The organism is Pseudomonas sp. G34 (assembly GCF_031119625.1).
In the GTDB taxonomy this organism is placed as follows: domain Bacteria; phylum Pseudomonadota; class Gammaproteobacteria; order Pseudomonadales; family Pseudomonadaceae; genus Aquipseudomonas.
The window spans coordinates 398,367-414,295 of record NZ_JAVHZV010000030.1 but is presented as its reverse complement, the minus strand read 5'-3'; the positions used below and the strand labels follow the sequence as shown (position 1 = coordinate 414,295).

Annotated in this window: 16 protein-coding genes; 5 read left to right on the top strand and 11 right to left on the bottom strand. The window is 65.3% G+C overall.

The genetic code is table 11. The annotated features are described in order from the left end of the window. Positions 1–48: 48 nt before the first annotated feature. The 3 genes from QYS36_RS23470 to QYS36_RS23460 all read left to right on the top strand — a co-directional run bounded on the left by QYS36_RS23470 (position 49) and on the right by QYS36_RS23460 (position 2,249). The gene (locus QYS36_RS23470; RefSeq protein WP_308841757.1) at positions 49–1,200 is read left to right on the top strand and encodes an FAD-dependent oxidoreductase; all 1,152 of its coding nucleotides are present in this window, start codon (positions 49–51) and stop codon (positions 1,198–1,200) included. Between the two features lie 227 nt (positions 1,201–1,427). After that, entirely contained in the window at positions 1,428–1,700 is a 273-nt protein-coding gene (locus tag QYS36_RS23465) for an HU family DNA-binding protein (protein WP_013789407.1), read from the top strand. Positions 1,701–1,856: 156 nt separating this feature from the next. Beyond that, entirely contained in the window at positions 1,857–2,249 is a 393-nt protein-coding gene (locus tag QYS36_RS23460) for a helicase (protein ID WP_308841756.1), read from the top strand. 45 nt (positions 2,250–2,294) lie between these two features. Here the strand turns inward: QYS36_RS23460 and QYS36_RS23455 are convergent, their stop codons facing one another. From QYS36_RS23455 to exbB, 6 genes are all read right to left on the bottom strand, one after another. Then, on the bottom strand, positions 2,295–3,698 hold the full coding sequence (locus QYS36_RS23455; RefSeq protein ID WP_308841755.1) for an HDOD domain-containing protein: 1,404 nt from the start codon (positions 3,696–3,698) through the stop codon (positions 2,295–2,297). 95 nt (positions 3,699–3,793) lie between these two features. Continuing rightward, complete coding sequence (gene recG / locus QYS36_RS23450; protein WP_308841754.1) at positions 3,794–5,869, bottom strand: ATP-dependent DNA helicase RecG; 2,076 nt, start codon at positions 5,867–5,869, stop codon at positions 3,794–3,796. Between the two features lie 8 nt (positions 5,870–5,877). Continuing rightward, the gene (locus tag QYS36_RS23445; protein WP_075928452.1) at positions 5,878–6,801 is read right to left on the bottom strand and encodes a hydrogen peroxide-inducible genes activator; all 924 of its coding nucleotides are present in this window, start codon (positions 6,799–6,801) and stop codon (positions 5,878–5,880) included. A 153-nt stretch (positions 6,802–6,954) separates the two neighbouring features. Next, on the bottom strand, positions 6,955–7,698 hold the full coding sequence (locus QYS36_RS23440) for an energy transducer TonB (RefSeq protein ID WP_308841753.1): 744 nt from the start codon (positions 7,696–7,698) through the stop codon (positions 6,955–6,957). Further along, positions 7,695–8,123, bottom strand: a complete 429-nt coding sequence (exbD, locus tag QYS36_RS23435) for a TonB system transport protein ExbD (protein ID WP_308841752.1) — start codon at positions 8,121–8,123, stop codon at positions 7,695–7,697. Before exbD ends, QYS36_RS23440 begins: the two co-directional genes overlap by 4 nt. A 4-nt stretch (positions 8,124–8,127) precedes the next feature. Further along, the gene (gene exbB, locus QYS36_RS24115; RefSeq protein ID WP_374990499.1) at positions 8,128–8,811 is read right to left on the bottom strand and encodes a tonB-system energizer ExbB; all 684 of its coding nucleotides are present in this window, start codon (positions 8,809–8,811) and stop codon (positions 8,128–8,130) included. A gap of 622 nt (positions 8,812–9,433) precedes the next feature. Between exbB and QYS36_RS23425 the strand changes: the two genes are divergently transcribed. Continuing rightward, the gene (locus QYS36_RS23425) at positions 9,434–10,291 is read left to right on the top strand and encodes an SDR family oxidoreductase (protein WP_308841750.1); all 858 of its coding nucleotides are present in this window, start codon (positions 9,434–9,436) and stop codon (positions 10,289–10,291) included. A 40-nt stretch (positions 10,292–10,331) separates the two neighbouring features. On the opposite strand, the gene QYS36_RS23420 is transcribed toward QYS36_RS23425, so the two are convergent. The 5 genes from QYS36_RS23420 to QYS36_RS23400 all read right to left on the bottom strand — a co-directional run bounded on the left by QYS36_RS23420 (position 10,332) and on the right by QYS36_RS23400 (position 15,043). After that, complete coding sequence (locus tag QYS36_RS23420; RefSeq protein ID WP_111461377.1) at positions 10,332–10,712, bottom strand: RidA family protein; 381 nt, start codon at positions 10,710–10,712, stop codon at positions 10,332–10,334. Between the two features lie 182 nt (positions 10,713–10,894). Then, entirely contained in the window at positions 10,895–13,003 is a 2,109-nt protein-coding gene (gene spoT, locus QYS36_RS23415) for a bifunctional GTP diphosphokinase/guanosine-3',5'-bis pyrophosphate 3'-pyrophosphohydrolase (protein WP_308841749.1), read from the bottom strand. 60 nt (positions 13,004–13,063) lie between these two features. After that, positions 13,064–13,327, bottom strand: coding sequence for a DNA-directed RNA polymerase subunit omega (gene rpoZ / locus QYS36_RS23410; protein ID WP_042552479.1), 264 nt, complete (start codon positions 13,325–13,327; stop codon positions 13,064–13,066). A gap of 177 nt (positions 13,328–13,504) precedes the next feature. Continuing rightward, a complete protein-coding gene (gene gmk / locus QYS36_RS23405; protein ID WP_308841748.1) occupies positions 13,505–14,125 on the bottom strand; it encodes a guanylate kinase in 621 nt (206 codons plus the stop codon). 54 nt (positions 14,126–14,179) lie between these two features. Further along, a complete protein-coding gene (locus QYS36_RS23400; protein ID WP_308841747.1) occupies positions 14,180–15,043 on the bottom strand; it encodes a YicC/YloC family endoribonuclease in 864 nt (287 codons plus the stop codon). Between the two features lie 161 nt (positions 15,044–15,204). Here QYS36_RS23400 and rph point away from each other — a divergent pair, with 161 nt between their 5' ends. Continuing rightward, on the top strand, positions 15,205–15,927 hold the full coding sequence (gene rph / locus QYS36_RS23395; protein WP_073263074.1) for a ribonuclease PH: 723 nt from the start codon (positions 15,205–15,207) through the stop codon (positions 15,925–15,927). Positions 15,928–15,929 lie beyond the last annotated feature (2 nt).

Below are 15,929 nucleotides of genomic sequence, written 5' to 3'. Positions count from 1 at the left end.
CTGTTGGCTCGCGAAGCTTCAACCAACGCTTGAGGAAAGGAACGAGCAATGAGCGATCCCGTCGTCATCATCGGTACCGGCCTGGCCGGCTATAACCTGGCCCGCGAGTTTCGCAAGCTGGACAGCGAGACACCCTTGCTGCTGATCACCGCCGACGATGGGCGCTCGTATTCCAAGCCGATGCTGTCCACCGGCTTCGGCAAGAACAAGGATGCCGATGGCCTGTGCATGGCCGAGCCGGGCGCCATGGCCGAACAGCTCGCTGCCCAGGTGTGGACCCATACCCGGGTCACCGGTGTCGACCCGGGCAACCGCCGCCTGTGGATCGGCGAAGAGGCCGTGGCCTATCGCGACCTGGTGCTGGCCTGGGGCGCCGAGGTCTTGAGCGTGCCGGTCGAGGGCGACGCGGCTGACCAGCTGTTCACGGTCAACGATCTGCAAGGCTATGGGCGGTTTCGCCAGGCCGTCGAGGGCAAGCGCAAGGTGCTGATTCTCGGTGCCGGGCTGATTGGTTGCGAGTTTGCCAATGACCTGTCACTGGGCGGCTACGAAGTCGACCTGGTGGCGCCCTGTGAGCAATTGATGCCCGCTCTGCTGCCGGCCGAGGCCGCAGCCGCCGTGCAGGGCGGCCTCGAAGCGCTGGGCGTGCGCATGCACCTGGGGCCGGTGCTGAGCCGTCTGCAGCCTGCTGAAGGCGGCGGGCTGGCGGCGCACCTGTCGGATGGCCAGACCATTGCCTGCGATGCGGTGATCTCGGCCGTCGGCCTGCGCCCGCGTACCGAGCTCGCGGCGGCAGCCGGTCTGGCGGTGAACCGTGGGGTGGTGGTCGACCGCCTGCTGCGCACCTCCCATGCGCATATCTACGCCCTGGGCGATTGCGCCGAGGTCGACGGCCTCAACCTGCTTTATGTGATGCCGCTGATGGCCTGTGCCCGGGCGTTGGCGAAGACCCTGGCCGGCACGCCGAGCGAGGTGGCCTATGGCGCCATGCCGGTTACCGTGAAGACCCCGGCCTGCCCGCTGGTGGTGTCGCCGCCGCCGCGCGGCCGCGAAGGGCAGTGGACGGTCGAAGGCAGTGGCGCCGATATCCGCGCGCTGTGCCACGATGCCGCTGGTGCCCTGCTGGGCTACGCACTGACCGGTTCGGCGGTGCAGGAGCGCCTGGCGCTCAACCGCCAGCTGCCGGCCCTGCTGGCGTAGGCGATCTGTCGCCTGCTCGACAAAAATGGCCGATTTAGCCCTGTGCAGGGCTGGCGAAGGCCCCCAGAGCATGCCATTCTCCGTCGGGTCTGTTGCCATTTCACGCAGCAACGCGGCTCGCGTTGAAACGGCAACAGACCCTATGCCTGGCCGCAGCGTAGAGCTGTCGGCGCGCGTTGACGCCAGGGCGCGGAACACAACAACAACAAACCGTAAATGAGGCAATCATGCGTAAACCGGAACTCGCCGCCGCTATCGCGGAAAAAGCTGATCTGACCAAAGATCAGGCCAATCGTGTACTCAACGCCGTTCTCGAGGAAATCACCGGGGCACTGAACCGCAAGGACAGCGTCACGCTGGTCGGCTTCGGTACCTTCGTGCAGCGCCATCGTGGTGCCCGTACCGGCAAGAACCCGCAGACCGGACAACCGGTGAAGATCAAGGCCAGCAACACCGTTGCCTTCAAGCCGGGCAAGGCCCTCAAGGACTCGATCAACTGAGTCTGCGGGTCTGCTGAGATTTCCGCCCGGACAACCAGTGCGCCGCGGTGCTGAAATCTCAGCAGACCTTCACCACCCGCCAGCACGCCCGGCTGTCAGGCTTCGGGCAGGTCGCTACAATGCATGCCTCTCTCACTTGCGCGAACAGGCCATGCCATGAAATTTCGTTTTCTTCTGTGGATGCTGGGCCGGCTGATGGCCAAGGCCAGCCGTGACAATCCGGCGTTCCGCCAGCAGCTCGAAGGCCGTGACCTGGTGTTCCAGTTGCACACCCTGGACGGCAAGGTCGCCCGTCATTTCATCGTCGACAACCAGCGCATCACCAGCCGTCGTGGCACCGCCAGCGAGCCGGCCTTCGCCATCGGCTTCAAGGATGGTGCCTACGGTTATGCCACGCTGACCGCGCCGAACAAGCAGCTGGCGTTCATGCAAGGTATCCAGAACAAGGACATCCAGATTCAGGGCAACCCGGCCCTGGTCATCTGGTTCCAGGGCCTGACCAAGTACCTGCGGCCCAGGAAGCCCAAGGCCGCCAACAAGGCGGCCTGAGCTAAAGACTGTGGCCCGCGTGCCGTTGCGGGCCACGGCGGTGGCTCACTGCGGTGAGCCGAACTGGGTGGCCAGGTCACGCAGGGCGACTTCGGCGGCCAGCACCTTGTTCAATGCTTCCTCGGCTTTTTCCCGGGTAATACCCAGGTTGTCCAGCAGGCTTGCCGGAATCTCGCGCTCGGGGCCGTTACCGATACCACGGTTGTGCAGCAGGCTGACCGCCAGGTAGACCAGGTTCGGGTAGGTGGCGTGGTTGCCGCTGTAGCTGGGGTCATGCTGGAAGCGCAGGGCGACCGCCAGTTCCTCGGGCATGTCCCAGTAGCGCATCAGCCAGGAACCGATCTGCTCGCGACTGATACCCAGCAGATGCTGCTCGATATAGCTGTGCGGCAGGTGCGGGTTGACCTCCAGGTGTCGGCAGATCAGCGAAAAGTGTGGCGGGAAGACGTGGGCCAGCACCAGGTTGCCGAAATTGTGCAACAGGCCGGCCAGGTAGGTCAGGCCGACTTCCGGGCGCTGCGCTCGCGGCATGGCGCGGGTCAGGCCCTCGATGACGGCGGCGGTGTAGATCGCCTGCTGCCAATAGGGCGTGGCTTGCTGAGGCTGGTCCTTGGGCAGGCTGAGGGTCTTGCCCAGGGCGAGGCCGAGCGCCAGGTTGACCACCAGGTCGAAGCCCAGCACACGCACGATGGCGTCTTCGACCGAGCGGATCTTGCCCGGCGCCGCGTAATAGGGTGAGGCGGCCCAGCTGACCACCTGGGCGGCCAGTGCCGGGTCGGTCTCCACCACGCCGGTGATGTCGTCGACCGTGGCATTCGGGTCGACCCGCAGCTTGATGATCTTCTGCGCCGTTTCGGCCAGCGGTGGAATCTCGATGGTTTCTTCCAGGCGCTGCTGGATGCGTCGGGCAGTGAAAGCCTGCACCGCCTGGCTGATCTCCTGGCGATCATCCTCGGGGCGGCTGAAGTTGGGGCGTACCTTGCTCGCCGGTTCGCCGAAACGCGCCGCGCTGGCCTTGCCCAGCAGGCCCTTGAAGGCTTCGCTACTCAGCTCCAGCAACACCCCAGGCTGGCCGGACTGGATGTACAGCGTCGGCACCTCGAGCAGGCGTTCGTCGTACAGGCAGGGGGAGCTGGTCAGGGCGGGAATGCCCGGCAGCATGGCCAGGTCATGTTTGCCCAGCATGCGGGCCAGGCGCTCGGGTTTGACGGCCGTCAGCTTGCGGCCGGTCAGCTCGGCCAACCGGTTGAGGTCGAGCAGCTGATTCTGCGGGAACAGCACCAGCAGGGCGCCCACGGCGTCCTCGAGCAGCACGGTCTGCACGCGTTGGGCAGCCGGTATGCCGGGTTGGTCGTGGCGAGCCTGATAAGTCACACCGAGTTTCTCCAGCAGCTGACGGATTACATGGGGCGGTAGGGGGGAGGTGTCGGCGATGGCTAGTTCAGTCATGACGTATTCCGTCTTCAAGGGGAGCGCAACATCCCAAGTATAACCAGCAAGCGGAGGCGGTAACCGTTCGAGTCGACCACCTACCTGTGTCTCGCTCACACTTGCCCATATTGTTGCCCGTGGCGCAGCCAGCGCTCCAGCAGCGGGCTGACATGCTGCGGCCATTGCTCCTGCAGGGCCTGTGCGGCATCACGTACCGCCGGCAGCAGGTCGGCGTCACGCATCAGATCAGCTACCTTGAACTGCAACAGGCCGGTTTGTCGAGTGCCGAGCATTTCTCCAGGCCCGCGCAATTCCAGATCCTTCTCCGCGATGATGAAGCCGTCACAGGTTTCGCGCATGATGCCCAGCCGCTCGCGGCCGATCTGCGACAGCGGCGGGTGGTAGAGCAGCACGCAGTGGCTGGCCGCGCTGCCACGCCCGACCCGGCCACGCAGCTGGTGCAACTGGGCCAGACCGAGGCGTTCGGGGTTCTCGATGATCATCAGGCTGGCATTGGGCACGTCGACGCCCACCTCGATCACCGTGGTGGCCACCAGCAATTGCAGGTGGCCCTGTTTGAACTGATCCATCACCGCGGCCTTTTCGGCCGGCTTCATGCGCCCGTGGATCAGCCCGACCTGCTGGCCGACCAGCGCGGCGGCAAGGTCTTCATAGGTGGTCTGCGCCGCCTGGCAGGTCAGCTCCTCGGATTCCTCGATCAACGTGCAGACCCAGTAGGCCTGGCGGCCTTCGTTGCAGGCCGAACGCACCCGCTCGACCACTTCGAAGCGGCGGCTGTCGGCCACCAGCACGGTGTTCACCGGCGTGCGCCCGGGCGGCAGTTCATCGAGGATCGAGGTGTCCAGGTCGGCGTAGGCGCTCATCGCCAGGGTGCGCGGGATGGGCGTGGCGGTCATGATCAGCTGGTGTGGGCTGAGTCGGCCGCCCACGCCCTTCTGGCGCAGGGCCAGGCGCTGCTGCACGCCAAAGCGATGCTGCTCGTCGATGATTGCCAGGGCCAGGTTGCGAAAGCGCACCTCATCCTGGAACAGCGCGTGGGTGCCGACCACCATCGGCGCACCGGCGGCGATCTGTTCCAGGGCGGCCACCCGCGCCTTGCCCTTGAGCTTGCCGGCCAGCCAGGCGGTTTCCAGGCCCAGGGGCTGCAGCCAGCGGGTGAAGTTGATGAAGTGCTGCTCGGCGAGAATTTCGGTGGGCGCCATCAGCGCCACCTGGTAGCCGGCCTCGATGGCCTGCAGCGCCGCGAAGGCGGCCACCACCGTCTTGCCGGCGCCGACGTCGCCCTGCACCAGGCGCAGCATCGGCTCGTGCTGGCTCAGGTCGTAGGCGATCTCCGCGCCGACCCGCCGCTGGGCGCCGGTGGGCTCGAAACCGAGGTTGTCGAGAAACTGCTGCGGCAGCTTCTGCGCCACCGGCAGCGCAGGCGCCTGCTGGGCGCGCGCGCTTTCGCGCAGGCGCTGCATGGACAGCTGGTGGGTGAGCAGTTCCTCGAAGGCCAGCCGGTGCTGGGCCCAGTGGCGACCCTCGGCGAGCTCTTCGAGGTCGGCATCCGGTGGCGGGCGATGCAGGTAGCGAATCGCCTGGTCCAGCGGCGCCAGCCCGTACTCCTTGGCCAGTTCGCGGGGCAACCAGTCCGGCAGGCTGTGGGGGCCGAGGCGCGCCAGTGCCTGTTCACTGAGTTGGCGCAGGCGCTGCTGGGTCAGCCCCTCGGTGGTCGGGTAGATCGGCGTGAGGGTCTGTTCCACCGCTGGCGGTTCGTCGCCGGTCAGCGCGCGGTATTCGGGATGATAGATTTCCAGGCCGGACGAGCCCGGGCGGATCTCCCCGTAGCAGCGCACCTGGGTACCGCGCTTGAGGCCCTCTTTCTGGGCATTGCTGAAATGGTAGAAACGCAGGCTCAGCGTGCCGCTGCCGTCGCTCAGGCGCACCAGCAGGCTGCGGCGCTTGCCCATCACCACGTCAGCGCCGGAAACGGTGCCCTCGACCACCGCATCCTGGCCGGGCCGCAGCGCGCCGATGGGCACGATACGGGTGCGATCCTGATAGCGCAGGGGCAGGTGGAACAGGATGTCCTGCAGGGTTTCCAGGCCGACCTTGGCGAGCTTTTCCGCCAGGGCCGCGCCGACCCCCTTGAGGTCGGTAACGGAAACCGTCGACAGCTCGCTCATGGCGATCCTCAGGCGTTACGCGGCAGTGGCTTGGCGACCGAGCACAGACGGATGGAGTCGGCCAGCACTTCGATGGCCTTGGGGCGCGGGAAGCTGGCGCGCCAGGCGATGGCCACGGTGCGGAACGGCGCCGGCGGGCTGAGCGGGCGAACTTCGATAACACCGGGCGCGTAGTGATGGCTGTCGACCGCCGAGAACGGCAGGATCGATACGCCCAGGCCGGAGGCGACCATGTGGCGAATGGTTTCCAGCGAACTGGATTCCACGGTGGTGTGCTTGGCGTGTTCCTCGCCCTTGCGCAGCGTCGGGCAGGCTTCCAGCACCTGGTCGCGGAAGCAGTGGCCTTCGCCGAGCAGCAGCAGGCTCTTGTCGTTGAGCAGCTTGGTGTCGATGGTCTGCATGGCCGTCCAGGGGTGGTCGGCCGGCAGCAGCGCGTAGAAGGGTTCGTCGTACAGCGGCAGGGTCAGCACGTCGGCTTCCTGGAAGGGCAGGGCGACGATGATCGCGTCCAGCTCACCGGTGCGCAGCTTGTCGCGCAGCACATGGGTGAAATTTTCTTCGATATACAGCGGCATCTGCGTGGCCACGCGGTGCAGCTGGGGAATCAGATGAGGGAACAGATAAGGGCCGACGGTATAGATGGCGCCGATCTTCAACGGTGCCGCCAGCTGGTTCTTGCCGGCCTGGGCCAGCTCGCGAATGCCCTGGGCCTGTTCCAGCACCTTTTGCGCCTGGGTGACGATGCCTTCACCGACCGGGGTCAGGCGCACGGCGCTCTTGCTGCGCTCGAAGATCAATACGCCGAGTTCGTCCTCGAGCTTCTTGACTCCGACCGACAGCGTGGGCTGGCTGACATGGCAGCGCTCCGCGGCACGGCCGAAGTGCTGTTCCTGGGCGAGCGTCACGATGTAGCGCAGTTCGGTGAGGGTCATAGTCTTAATCCATTGAGATGGCGCCAAGCATAGCCGCTGTCTTCAATGGAACCAACTATTCACGCTGCTCAAATAATGTCAGCCGGCACACTGGCTGTGGGGAGGGGAAGACAGCTGCCCCGGGCGGTTGCCGGGGCAGCTGGAGGGGCGCGATCAGCGACCGCGACCGCGATCCAGCGAGTAGATGAACGGCGCGACGATCTCGATGCTGCCGTTCTTGAGCATTTCCGTCGGCGGCTTGGGCAGCGGTTGGGCGCGACGGATCATCTGCAGCGTGGCGCGATCCAGCGACGCGCTGCTGGATTTGCCAACCAGCTCGTACGACAGCACCCTGCCGTCAGCGTCGACCACGAAGCGCAGCCGATTCACCCCTTCGAGGCCGCGGCGGCGGGCATCTTCGGGGTACTTCTTGTACTTCGCCAGGTGGGCCAGCAATTCACTCTGCCAGGTTCTTTCCGCCTTGCTGGGCGCACTCACCGGAGCCTGCTGGGGTGCAGCCGGCTTGGCTTCGGCCGGGGCCGGTGGCGCAGGCGGTGCTTCTTCCGGCGGCTGTTCCTGGGGCTCCGGGGGCTTGGGCTCGGGTGGCTTGGGCTTCGGCGGCTTGGGCTTGGGTTTCGGCTTGGGCGGCGTCACCGCCAGCGTCGGCTTTGGCGCTTCGGCGATCTTCGGCTGCGGCTCGGGCTCTTCCGGCACCACTTCCGGCGGTGGCGGCGGTGCAGGCTTGGGCGCGGCTGGCGGCAAGGGTTCCAGCTCGACGATCATCGCCGCCGGTGGTGGCAGTTCGACGGGCATCGCCTGGGGCTGCCAGTACATGGCCCAGAGGAACAGACCGACATGCAGCCCGGCCACGACGGCCAGGCTGACGACCCAGGAGAGCGTGCGGCTGGATTTCTTCATTGCGCGCCGACCGTCTCCAGGCCCACCAGGCCGATCTTCAGGTAACCGGTGCCGCGCAGGGTGTCCATGACTTCCATCAGGTCGCCATATTCGACGCCCTTGTCACCCCGTACGAAGATGGTCTTTTCCTTGTCGTTCCGGGTCAGCTTGTCCAGCGCGGCGCCGAGCATGGCCGGCTGTACCTCGTCGTTGTCCAGAAACAGCCTGTTGTCTTCTTTGATGCTCAGGTAGATCGGCTTTTCCGGCCGCGGCGCCGGTTTGGCGCTGGACGCGGGCAGGTCGATCTTGACGTCGACGGTGGCCAGCGGTGCGGCGACCATGAAGATGATCAGCAGCACCAGCATGACGTCGATGAAGGGCGTGACGTTGATCTCGTGGTTTTCCTGGAGATCGTCGCCGCCGTTTTCGTTGAGATGAAGCCCCATGGTCTTAACCCACCTTGACCACGTGAGGTTGCTGGGCGCGGTCATGAGCCGGCGGCTGCATGTCCAGGTCGCGGCTCACCAGTAGCAGTACCTGGGCCGAGGCATCGGCGACCTGGGCCTTGTAGGCGCTGATCGAGCGCGAGAAGGCGTTGTAGATGATCACCGCCGGAATCGCCGCAACCAGGCCCAGCGCGGTGGCCAGCAGGGCTTCGGCGATACCGGGGGCGACCACTGCAAGGTTGGTGGTCTGGGTTTTGGCGATGCCGATGAAGCTGTTCATGATGCCCCACACGGTGCCGAACAGGCCGACGAAGGGCGCGGTGGAACCGATGGTGGCGAGCACCCCGGTGCCCTTGCTCATGTCGCGGCCGCAGGCGCCGACCAGGCGCTCGAGGCGGAAGCTGACGCGCTCCTTGATGCCTTCCTTCTCACGGCTGCTGGCCGAGAGCTTCAGTTCTTCACGGGCATCCTCGATGAGGATTTCGCTGAAGCTGTGCTTGGCGCGGGCCTGGTCGCTGGCCTGGGCGAGGGTGCGGGCACCCTTGAGCTCGACGATCTCGCGGCGCAGGCGGCGGCGCGCGGTGACCAGTTCGATGGTCTTGGCGATCCAGATGGTCCAGGTCAGGATCGACGCCAGCACGAGGCCGATCATCACGCTTTTCACCACTACGTCGGCGCCCTGGTACATGCCCCACGGCGACAGGTCGTGGAAGACCGCTTCGGCCTCGGCGGCGGGATCGCTGTTCAGCGCCTGAGCGTCGGCACTCTGCTGTGCGGCCAGCGCCTGGCTCAGCTTGTCCGCATCCTGTGGGGCAATGTTGTTCTCGCTGAAGAACTGCTGACGTGCCGCGTTCAACTGCTCGGGCGTAGCCTGCGGGCCAAGGGCCTCGAGCTTGTCGCCGAGGGCATCGACCTGGGCCGCTGCCTCTGGCGACAACGACGGTACTTGCTGCTGAGCTGCGGCAGGCTGTTCGGCGCTCGATTGCGCAGCGGCGGGTTGAGCGGGGGCTGGGGCCGACTGATCAGCGAAGCCCACGGCTGGCGCCAGTGTCAGGCTGAGCAGCAGGGCGAGGAAGGCGCCGAGGCGTTGCGGCCGAGCGGCGACGGTGGTTGGCTTGGCGCTATGGGCGTTAGAGTTCATGCTTGCCGGACCTAAATGAGAGGGCAGGTAACCTGCGCGACCCCTGGGGGCGCGCGGAAAAAAAGGCTAAGCATTATTGCAAGTAATTCTTGTTCGTGAAAGTACTGGTGTAACTTCATTACCTTTGCAAGGCGTTTTTTGAGCGCTTGCCAGGCTGAGAGAGGATCGGATGAGTAAAGGTACGAGGGTGCTGATTGCCGGCTGCGGTGATGTGGGAGGCCGCCTGGCGGTGCGTCTGCGTGATGCCGGCTGGCAGGCCTACGGCATGCGCCGCAGCGTGTCGGAGCTGCCCGCGGGTATCTTGCCAGTGGCCGGCGATCTGCACCGGGCGGATTGTCCCGAGCAGTGGCCCCAGGGTGAGCTGGATTATCTGGTGTACAGCGCGGCCGCCACCGAGCATGACGAGGCGGGGTACCGGCAAGCGTACGTCGAGGGGCTGCGCCATGTGCTGGGCTGGCTACAGGCCCGTGGGCAGCGCCCGAGGCGACTGATCTTCGTCTCCAGCAGCGGTGTATATGGTCAGCTGGGTGGCGAATGGGTCGACGAGACATCGCCCGCCGAGGCGCAGAGTTACTCCGGGCGGATCATGCGCGAGGCCGAGCAGCTGGCCTGGAACAGTGCTATGCCCGCCACCGTGTTGCGCCTGACCGGCATCTACGGGCCCGGTCGTGAGTGGCTGCTCAAGCAGGTGCGCATGGGCTATCGGGTAGCGGTCGAGCCACCGCTATACGGCAATCGCATTCATGTCGATGATGCGGCCGGGTTGCTGGCCTTTCTGCTGCAGGCCGACCTGGCGGGCAAGGCGCTGGATGACTGCTATATCGGTGTGGATGACGAGCCGGCGCCGCTGCATGAGGTGGTCGGCTGGCTGCGTCAGCAGCTCGGTGTCGAGCATTGGTCCGAGGATTCGGCAGTGCGCCGCTCCGGTAGCAAACGCTGCAGCAATGCCCGGGCCCGGGCGTTGGGCTGGGCGCCGCAGTACCCGAGCTATCGCGAGGGCTATGCCGCGGTGCTGCAGAACCGCTGAAGGGCAGAGCCCGGAGGCGTTGCTCCGGGCGTGGGGCAGGTCAGTCGATGACCAGGATGCCGTCCATTTCCACCTGGGCGCCTTTCGGCAGGGCGGCCACGCCAATGGCAGCGCGTGCCGGGTAGGGCTGCTGGAAGTAGCGGCCCATGACTTCGTTGACGGTGGCGAAGTGGGAAAGGTCGGTGAGGAAAATGTTCAGCTTGACCACGTCCTTGAACGAGCCACCGGCGGCTTCGATCACCGACTTGAGGTTCTCGAAGACTTGCACGGTCTGCGCCTCGAAGCCTTCAACCAGTTCCATGGTCTTGGGATCCAGCGGGATCTGCCCGGACAGGTAGACGGTATTGCCGGCCTTGATGGCCTGGGAGTAGGTGCCGATGGCGGCCGGGGCCTTGTCGCTGGTGATGACGCTCTTGCTCATGGAGAACTCCTTGATAGGGCAGCCTCAGGCTGCAAGACGGACGCAGGCAGGCTACAGGCTGGCGTTCTCGGCCTCAAGCCGTGGCAGGCATGGTTGCGCCTTTGGGATAGGGGGTGACGCTTCCAGGTAGCAGCGCTGGCGGGCGGGAAAGTTTGCCTCGAGAGCCGCAATGGCGCGACAGGTCACGCCTTGGTGCGGGTGATGCGCATGACGCCGGGCAGGGTACGCAGCTTCTTGATCACCCGCGCCAGGTGTACACGGTCATGCACGCTGACCACCAACTGGACCACGCTGACGCGGCCGTCGCGCTCATCCATGCTGATCTTCTCGATATTGCCGTCGGCGGCGTTGACGCTGCCGGCCAGCAGGGCAATGAGGCCGCGCTGGTGCTCCAGCTCGACGCGCAGCTCGACGTTGAATTCGCCGGTCACATCCTTGGCCCAGGCCAGCTGGATGCATTTTTCCGGGTTGTGGCGCACTTCGCTGATGTTGCGGCAGGTGTCCATGTGCACCACCATGCCCTTGCCCGCCGAGAGGTGGCCGACGATCGGGTCGCCCGGGATCGGCGTACAGCACTTGGCGTAGCTGAGCACCAGGCCCTCGGTGCCGCGAATCGCCAGGGGGCCCTCGGCGTTGGGCAGCTCCTCGCCGTCGCTGGCCAGCAGGCGGCGCGCCACCACATAGGCCATGCGGTTGCCCAGGCCGATGTCTTCGAGCAGGTCGTCGAAGGTTTCCAGGCGGTATTCGTTGAGTACTGCCAGCTGGCGTTCGGCGGGCACCTTGTCGAGATGGGTCTCGAAACTGGCCAGCACCTTGTTGAGCAATCGCTCGCCAAGGTTCACCGACTCCGAGCGGCGCTGCAGCTTGAGGGCGTGACGGATATGGGTGCGCGCCTTGCCGGTGACCACGAAGTTCAGCCAGGCGGGATTGGGGCGCGCGCCCGGGGCGCTGACGATTTCCACCGTGGAACCGCTTTCCAGGGCCTGGGACAGCGGCGCCAGGCGGCGGTTGATTCGGCAGGCGATACAGGTATTGCCGACGTCGGTGTGCACCGCGTAGGCGAAATCCACCGCCGTGGAGCCCTTGGGCAGCTCCATGATGCGGCCCTTGGGCGTGAACACGTAGACCTCGTCCGGGAACAGGTCGATCTTAACGCTCTCGATGAATTCCAGTGAGTTGCCAGCGCGTTGCTGCAGCTCCAGCACGCCCTTGACCCACTGGCGCGCGCGGGCATGGTTGCCCTTGGGCAGCTCGTCCTCGCTGGACTTGTACAGCCAGTGCGCGGCGATGCCGTTGTTGGCCATCTCTTCCATCTCGCGGGTGCGGATCTGGATCTCGATGGGCACGCCATGCATGCCGAACAGCGTGGTGTGCAGCGACTGGTAGCCGTTGGCCTTGGGAATCGCGATGTAGTCCTTGAAGCGCCCCGGCAGCGGTTTGTACAGGTTGTGCACGGCACCGAGCACGCGGTAGCAGGTGTCGACCTTGTCGACCACGATGCGGAAGGCGTACACGTCCATGATCTCGTTGAACGACTTACGCTTGCCGCGCATCTTCTGGTAGATGCTGTACAGGTGCTTCTCGCGGCCCACCACTTCGCCGCTCAGGCCTTCGCGCTCGAGGCAGTGCAGCAGCGACTCCTCGATACGCGTGACGATTTCCTTGCGGTTGCCCCGGGCGCGGCGCACGGCGGCGCGAATGCGCTCGGAGCGCATCGGGTGCATGGCCTTGAAGCCCAGGTCCTCGAACTCCACGCGCATGCTGTGCATGCCCAGGCGGTTGGCGATGGGCGCGTAGATTTCCAGGGTTTCCTTGGCGATGCGCCGGCGTTTCTCGCCGGACAGCACTTCCAGGGTGCGCATGTTGTGCAGGCGGTCGGCCAGCTTGACCAGGATCACGCGGATATCGCGCGCCATGGCCATGGCCATCTTCTGGAAGTTCTCGGCCTGGGCCTCGGCCTTGGTCTCGAAGTTCATCTGGGTCAGCTTGCTGACCCCGTCCACCAGTTCCGCCACGGATTCGCCAAACTGCGCGTGCAGGGCTTCCTTGGCGATGCCGGTGTCTTCGATCACGTCGTGCAGCATGGCGGCCATCAGGCTCTGATGGTCCATGTGCATGTCGGCGAGGATGCTGGCCACGGCTAGCGGATGGGTCACGTAGGCTTCACCGCTGCGGCGGCGCTGCCCATCGTGCGCCTGTTCGGCGTAGAAGTAGGCGCGACGGACGAGGTTGACCTGTTCGTCGCCCAGGTATCCCGAAAGTCTGTCGGCGAGGGCGTCTATACCCGGCATGGGATGCTCCCATGCCGCGTCTTGTGCACCTGCGACGTACGCTTTCGACCCGGCATAGGCTTACAGAGGCTCGTTGGCCTCTTCCTCGAAGGCTGCGAACAGCGGTTCTTCTTCGATGATGTCTTCTTGGGCGACGATGTCGGCGTCAACCAGGCCGCTGGCGATTTCGCGCAGGGCAACCACCGTCGGCTTGTCGTTTTCCCAGGCTACTTTCGGCTCTTTGCCGCCAGTGGCGATTTGACGAGCGCGCTTGGTGGCAAGCATGACCAGCTCGAAGCGGTTATCGACGTTGTCCAGGCAGTCTTCAACGGTAACGCGAGCCATGGTGTTCCTCGTAGCGAATGCAAAATTAGCTGGGCCCGAATGGGCGAGCGGACTGAATAGTCTAGAAAAACGCCAGCATTAAGGGAAGCGAAACTCGCTGAGAGGCACGAGTTCGCAACGCCGGACGGGATTTTCGCTGCCTGGATGGACGGTTTTGCAGCGCCCATCCGCTTTGCTTCAGGCCAAAAGCTCGCTCAACAGACCGGCATGGCGCTGCTGTTGGGCGGTCTGCAGCAGCTGGTTGGCGCGAAACACCGCCTTCAGGTCGCTGAGCGCGTGGCCGAAATCGTCGTTGATCACCAGGTAATCGTATTCCACGTAGTGGCTCATCTCGCTGACGGCTTCGCGCATGCGGCGCTCGATGATCTCGCCGCTGTCCTGGCCGCGATTGGTCAGGCGGTGGCGCAGCGCTTCGCGGGTCGGCGGCAGGATGAAGATCGACTTGGCCTGGGGCATCAGGCGGCGTACCTGCTGGGCGCCCTGCCAGTCGATCTCCAGGATCAGGTCGATGCCCTCGGCGAGGGTCTTTTCCAGGGCGCGCTGCGAGGTGCCGTAGAAATTGTCGAAGACCTGGGCGTGCTCGAGGAATTCGCCCTGCTCGAGCATGGCGGTGAACTGCGCGTGATCCACGAAGTGGTAGTGCACGCCGTCGACTTCACCTGGGCGCATGGCGCGGGTGGTGTGCGACACCGACACGCGAATGTGCGGCTCGCTGTCGATCAGCGCGTTCACCAGGCTACTTTTGCCGGCGCCCGAGGGGGCGGAAATGATGTACAGCGTGCCGCTGGTGATGCTCATGATCAGTCCTGAAAGATTTAATTCGGGAGACGCGCAGCCAATGCCGCGCGTTGCTTATTCGATGTTCTGCACCTGCTCGCGCATTTGCTCGATCAACACCTTGAGGTTGACCGCTGCCTGCGTGCTGCGCGGATCGAACGCCTTGGAACCCAGGGTGTTGGCTTCGCGGTTGAGTTCCTGCATCAGGAAATCCAGGCGACGGCCCGCCGCGCCGCCGGTTTTGAGTACCCGGCGCACTTCGCTGACGTGGGTGCTGAGGCGATCCAGCTCTTCGGCCACGTCGCTCTTTTGCGCGAGCATCACCAGCTCCTGCTCGAGGCGCTGCGGGTCGAGCTCGGCCTGCATCTCGCGGCAGCGCTCGATGATCTTCTGGCGCTGGGCTTCGAGCATCTGCGGCACCAGTTCACGCAGGGCGGCGACCTCCTCGAGCATGCCGTCGAGGCGCTCGTTGAGCAGCTTGGCCAGTTCCGCGCCCTCGCGGCCGCGGCCATTTTTCAGCTCGTCGAGGGCATTGCCGAACAGCGCCAGCGCAGCCTTGTTGAGCGCTTGCGGGTCGCTGCTGTCGGCCACCAGCACGCCGGGCCAGGCAAGCACTTCCAGCGGGTTCAGCGGCGCCGGCTGCTTGATCAGGGCAGCGACGGTTTCGGCGGCGTCAATCAGTTGGGTGGCCTTGGCGCGGTCGACCTGCAGCGGCTTGCCGGCACTGTCTTCGGTATAGCGCAGGGTGCATTCCACCTTGCCGCGCGACAGGCCCTGGCGCAGCGCCTCGCGTACTGCCCCTTCGAGGTCGCGAAAGGCTTCCGGCAGGCGCAGGTGGGGCTCGAGGTAGCGGTGGTTGACCGAACGCAGCTCCCAGCTCAGGGTGCCGTTGGCACCTGCCTGCTCGGTGCGGGCGAAGGCTGTCATGCTGTGGATCATGCGGCGTACCTCGGTTTGCGGTGGGGCAAAGGCGGCGATTGTAGCGCAGTGCGGCGGTGGCTCCCAATCGCCGGGCAGGGCCATCGGGCGGGCGCGGTCGCGGCCCGCAGGCAACAGCCCCTATAATGGCCGGCAGATTCTACTCGAGAGCAGGTATTTTGATGAAACGTCCCAGTGGCCGCGCCGCCGATCAGTTGCGTTCGATCCGCATCACCCGCAACTACACCAAGCATGCCGAAGGTTCGGTACTGGTGGAGTTCGGCGATACCAAGGTGATTTGCACCGTCAGCGTCGAGCAGGGCGTACCGCGCTTTCTGAAAGGCCAGGGCCAGGGCTGGGTGACCGCCGAGTACGGCATGCTGCCGCGCGCCACCGGCGACCGCAACCAGCGTGAGGCCAGCAAGGGCAAGCAGGGCGGCCGTACCCTGGAAATCCAGCGCCTGATCGGCCGCTCCCTGCGCGCCGCGCTGGACATGAGCAAGCTGGGCGAGAACACCCTGTACGTCGATTGCGATGTGATCCAGGCCGACGGTGGCACCCGTACCGCGTCGATCACCGGCGCCATGGTCGCCCTGGTTGATGCCCTGAAAGTGATGAAGAAGCGTGGTGGCCTCAAAGGTGGCGATCCGCTCAAGCAGATGATCGCCGCCGTTTCCGTGGGCATCTACCAGGGCGAGCCGGTACTCGACCTGGATTACCTGGAAGACTCCGCCGCCGAGACCGACCTCAACGTGGTGATGACCAGCACCGGCGGCTTCATCGAAGTGCAGGGCACTGCCGAAGGCGCACCGTTCCAGCCAGCCGAACTGAATGCCATGCTGGCCCTGGCGCAGCAGGGCATGAGCGAGCTGTTCGCTCTGCAGCAGGCCGCCCTGGCCGAATGATT

Bases quoted from the DNA above. Each gene is read 5' to 3' on its own strand.
- QYS36_RS23420 (WP_111461377.1), bottom strand. From the start codon at position 10,712: ATGAGCAAGAGCGTCATCACCAGCGACAAGGCCCCGGCCGCCATCGGC.
- rph (WP_073263074.1), top strand. From the start codon at position 15,205: ATGAAACGTCCCAGTGGCCGCGCCGCCGATCAGTTGCGTTCGATCCGC.
- recG (WP_308841754.1), bottom strand. From the start codon at position 5,869: ATGAGCGAGCTGTCGACGGTTTCCGTTACCGACCTCAAGGGGGTCGGC.
- QYS36_RS23400 (WP_308841747.1), bottom strand. From the start codon at position 15,043: ATGATCCACAGCATGACAGCCTTCGCCCGCACCGAGCAGGCAGGTGCC.
- QYS36_RS23465 (WP_013789407.1), top strand. From the start codon at position 1,428: ATGCGTAAACCGGAACTCGCCGCCGCTATCGCGGAAAAAGCTGATCTG.
- QYS36_RS23445 (WP_075928452.1), bottom strand. From the start codon at position 6,801: ATGACCCTCACCGAACTGCGCTACATCGTGACGCTCGCCCAGGAACAG.
- rpoZ (WP_042552479.1), bottom strand. From the start codon at position 13,327: ATGGCTCGCGTTACCGTTGAAGACTGCCTGGACAACGTCGATAACCGC.
- QYS36_RS23440 (WP_308841753.1), bottom strand. From the start codon at position 7,698: ATGAAGAAATCCAGCCGCACGCTCTCCTGGGTCGTCAGCCTGGCCGTC.
- QYS36_RS23455 (WP_308841755.1), bottom strand. From the start codon at position 3,698: ATGACTGAACTAGCCATCGCCGACACCTCCCCCCTACCGCCCCATGTA.
- exbB (WP_374990499.1), bottom strand. From the start codon at position 8,811: ATGTACCAGGGCGCCGACGTAGTGGTGAAAAGCGTGATGATCGGCCTC.
- gmk (WP_308841748.1), bottom strand. From the start codon at position 14,125: ATGAGCATCACCAGCGGCACGCTGTACATCATTTCCGCCCCCTCGGGC.
- QYS36_RS23460 (WP_308841756.1), top strand. From the start codon at position 1,857: ATGAAATTTCGTTTTCTTCTGTGGATGCTGGGCCGGCTGATGGCCAAG.
- QYS36_RS23425 (WP_308841750.1), top strand. From the start codon at position 9,434: ATGAGTAAAGGTACGAGGGTGCTGATTGCCGGCTGCGGTGATGTGGGA.
- QYS36_RS23470 (WP_308841757.1), top strand. From the start codon at position 49: ATGAGCGATCCCGTCGTCATCATCGGTACCGGCCTGGCCGGCTATAAC.
- spoT (WP_308841749.1), bottom strand. From the start codon at position 13,003: ATGCCGGGTATAGACGCCCTCGCCGACAGACTTTCGGGATACCTGGGC.
- exbD (WP_308841752.1), bottom strand. From the start codon at position 8,123: ATGGGGCTTCATCTCAACGAAAACGGCGGCGACGATCTCCAGGAAAAC.